This is a genomic window from Pseudovibrio sp. WM33 (genome assembly GCF_001623165.1).
Lineage (GTDB): Bacteria > Pseudomonadota > Alphaproteobacteria > Rhizobiales > Stappiaceae > Pseudovibrio.
In genome coordinates, this window is sequence record NZ_LMCK01000147.1 from 1 (window position 1) to 2,279 (window position 2,279).

2 protein-coding genes are annotated in these 2,279 nt (G+C 51.8%); both read left to right on the plus strand.

Annotation, left to right across the window (positions count from 1 at the left end):
• The first annotated feature begins 48 nt into the window (after positions 1 to 48).
• On the plus strand, positions 49 to 384 hold the full coding sequence (locus PsWM33_RS25195; protein ID WP_063302061.1) for a hypothetical protein: 336 nt from the start codon (positions 49 to 51) through the stop codon (positions 382 to 384).
• 136 nt (positions 385 to 520) lie between these two features.
• A partial coding sequence (locus PsWM33_RS25200; RefSeq protein WP_193778471.1) for a hypothetical protein occupies positions 521 to 2,279 on the plus strand: 1,759 nt, incomplete at its 3' end.

Consider the following 2,279-nt stretch of genomic DNA (forward strand, 5'->3'; position numbering starts at 1 on the left):
TGTGCAGGCTGCCTTTTTGTTTAGCGCAGAGACAAGGACCTTAAAAAGATGCGTGCGATTGAACGTGTGAAGAGCCATTACAAGCGGGCTAAAAACCAGATTATCGAGGTGCCGGAATGGGGTGAAAAAGGCGAGGCTTTTAAAGTCTATTATGACCCGATGACGCCCAAACAACGAAAACGCATTTCGGATGAACATGAAGGCATGGACGCAGAAGCGTTTGTTGAAGTGTTGGTGATGAAGAGCCAGGACGAAAACGGCGAAAAACTCTTTAATGCCGATGACAAACACAAGCTGCTGACAGAAGCCGATGGGGCGATCATTGGCCGGGTTGCCATGCTGATGCTTGGTCCGTGCGATGCCAAGGAAATAGAAAAAAACTAAAAGGCGATCCGTGGCGCATGTTCATGTTTCGGCTTGCGGATCGCTTACACATGCGGGTTTCGGATCTTGAAGACTGGCCGGAACCTGAGCTTTTAGAATGGTCTATTTATCTAACAATTGCCGGGGAGCCTAACACATGACCGTGCCGGATCTTGTCTACAACGTGCGGGCCAATGACAAGTCCCGTGCAACCTTTGAACGGAATCGGCGCGAACTGCAAAAGACGCGGCGGGAAACCAAGTTGCTCAATATGGACATGGGGCGGCTTGGCCGCACCATGGGTTCTATTAGGGGCGGGGCAATTGCGGCTGTAACTGTGGCAGTTGCTTCTCTAACGGCTGCCAGTAAGAAAGCGATTGCAGAAGGCTCTAAGCTTGCCAAGGTTGCCGATAAGGTGGGGGTGACCACTGATGAGCTGCAACGCTTGCGTTATGGCTTCGCGCTAACCGGTGTTGAGGCAAACACCACTGATACAGCTTTGCAACGGTTTTCGCGGCGCATTGGTGAGGCTGCCAATGGTTCGGGTGTTCTTTATAAAATCCTGAAAGCAAACGGCGTTGAGCTTCGTGACGTTACCGGCAAGATGAAGACGCAAGGGCAATTGCTTGGCGAGTATGCAGACCTGATTAAAAATGCCAGCTCAGAACAAGAGCGGCTTTTGCTGAGCTTTAAGGCGTTTGACCGGGAAGGAGCCGGGCTGGTTTTGGCTATGAAGAATGGCTCTGAGGGTGTGCGCGATCTAATGCGGGCGACTGATCAAGCCGGGGGCGTGATTGATGAAAAGCTATTACGCAAAGCAGAGCAGATTGATGATGAGTTTGCAGCGCTATGGCGCACCTTTGAAACCGGGGCAAAGCGGGCAACGATTAAGAGTGCGTCTTACCTTCGAGATTTTGCCACCTTCTACAGCGATCTTTTCAGCGCTGATGTAGATAAGTCAGATGGGGGCCTGAGACTAAAACTTGGTGACATTTATCAGCGTAGGGAGGAAATGCGCGGGAAGATTGCAGATCTTGGCGGGAGTGGTGCAACAGATCCTTTTGACCGTGCCAGTATTGGAAGAATGCAAGAGGATATTGCAGACCTCAACAAAGAAGCTGAACGCCTGCTAGATATCCTGAATGGTCGAAATGGATACAGCTCAGATCCAACCGGGAATACGTCCATAGAGTTTAACAACCGCATAGGACAGGGCTTTGCTGTTTTAGAGATGGCAAAGAACAAGCCAACAATCATACCCGGCAGCGGTGGCGGTGGATCTTCCAAAAAGACACAAGACCCTTATGCCCGTGTTTTAGAGCAGCTTAAGTTTGAGCGCGATCTGCTGAGCATGAATGCACAGGAACAAAAGCGGGCCAATGCACTGCGCCTTGCCGGTGTAGAAGCTGCCAGCAAGCAGGGGCAGGAACTGATTAAAGTTACAGATGAGATCTATGCACAAACCCAAGCTCAGAAACAGCACAATGAAGTTGTAAGTTTGCTTGGCGGGATGGCACAGGATTCCATGTCGCAATTTATTGACGCTCTGGGGATTGCTGACACGGCAGCCGGGCGGCTGGTGGCAACGCTGGCAGAGGCGGCCGCACAAGCTGCCTTCATGGGACAAGGGCCGCTTGCCGGGATGTTTGGAACATCGCAGCAATCGAACCTATCAACGGCGCTCATGAGCACGTTTCAAGGCTTCTTTGCAGGTGGTGGTGTGCTTGGTGCCGGGCAGTGGGGCATTGCAGGAGAAAACGGCCCTGAGCCGGTTCTGGGGCCTGCCAAGATCATTTCCAACAAGGACGCATTTGGAGGTTCTGAGCGCGGTGTGGTTGTCAACCAGTACATCCAAACGCCTGATGTTGAGAGCTTTCGCCAGTCACAAGGGCAAGTATCTGGAATGCTGGTTGATG

Bases quoted from the DNA above. Each gene is read 5' to 3' on its own strand.
- PsWM33_RS25195 (WP_063302061.1), top strand. From the start codon at position 49: ATGCGTGCGATTGAACGTGTGAAGAGCCATTACAAGCGGGCTAAAAAC.